This window comes from Dolichospermum sp. UHCC 0259 (assembly GCF_009711935.1).
GTDB lineage: Bacteria > Cyanobacteriota > Cyanobacteriia > Cyanobacteriales > Nostocaceae > Dolichospermum.
Window position 1 is genome coordinate 1 of sequence record NZ_VIKX01000287.1, and the last position, 974, is coordinate 974.

1 protein-coding gene and 1 pseudogene are annotated in these 974 nt (G+C 36.2%); both read right to left on the minus strand.

Going from position 1 to position 974, the window contains the following annotated elements; translation table 11 throughout:
* Positions 1 to 20 precede the first annotated feature (20 nt).
* Positions 21 to 143 carry a hypothetical protein gene (locus tag FJR05_RS27720; protein WP_256376210.1) on the minus strand — a complete coding sequence of 41 codons (123 nt, stop codon included), beginning with the start codon at positions 141 to 143 and terminating at the stop codon, positions 21 to 23.
* Between the two features lie 412 nt (positions 144 to 555).
* Positions 556 to 974: pseudogene (locus tag FJR05_RS23755) on the minus strand (hypothetical protein); the annotation flags it as partial.

Here is a 974-nt window from a genome sequence, read left to right on the forward strand (position 1 = left end):
CTTACACTGGGAGAGCTTTTTTACTCACTCACCGACTTTTCAAACACCCTCTTAGTATGGGATTCTAGAGAAGAATCAGCAGAATTTTCGTGAAGGTCAAATTCTTCATTTTGATTTGAATGATTTTGATACGAATTGTCCATGATTTTAATTTTTTCCTTGATTAATGGTGCAAGTAATTTTGAGTAAATTCACGAAAATAATTTTCAAATCATCAAAGTTTCAGCTTTGCATAATTGAAATATGAATTAGCCTCACGCAATCGCACTAAGGTAATAATTTGGATAGCGTAACTTGATATGGCGTAAGCCATAAATTAAAGCCAGAGAACTTGATAAATAGGTTGGCGTTGAAAATTATCGTTATGGTAAGACAAAAGGCAAGAGTGAAGAAGTTTTGGGAGATTTTACTTTTCTTTACACAGATTGGTTTTATTGTGTTCACCTACTTATTCCAATTTCTTACACTAATTCAACAACACCAAGATTTTTTAAATCCACCTCCTTTATTGACTCAATTACAAAATAAAATTCAGCACCGATTTTATGGAATCACTTAACGTCGTTGCTGAGGATTAAATTCAACCGTTCTAATGATTTGCAGTCCAGATGAGCGCATTTCATAAATTTTCTGTTCTACCAACGGGGCATCTTTTCCTAACGGAGAACGGGGAATTTCCACTGCTTGGACTGTAAATGTGCGATTGAAAGGAATACGTTCATCTCTACCAGTAGTGCGGTCAACTAAAACGCGAGTAGCAACCATATCTATTTCCCATTCTCCTAATCTTATTGCTCTCGGTTCTGACAGATAGGAGATAATAGTTGTACTGCGAATCTGTCCTGTAAAAACGCTAGTAGGAACTAATTCAGCAATCTTTGGTAAAGAAGCTTTGGCAAATTCCGGTTCTAGCAGCAGAGAAGCAAACCAAGAAGTTGTAGGAATACGCCCTTTTTTACCAACTTGAATACCTG

Bases quoted from the DNA above. Each gene is read 5' to 3' on its own strand.
- FJR05_RS27720 (WP_256376210.1), bottom strand. From the start codon at position 143: ATGGACAATTCGTATCAAAATCATTCAAATCAAAATGAAGAATTTGAC.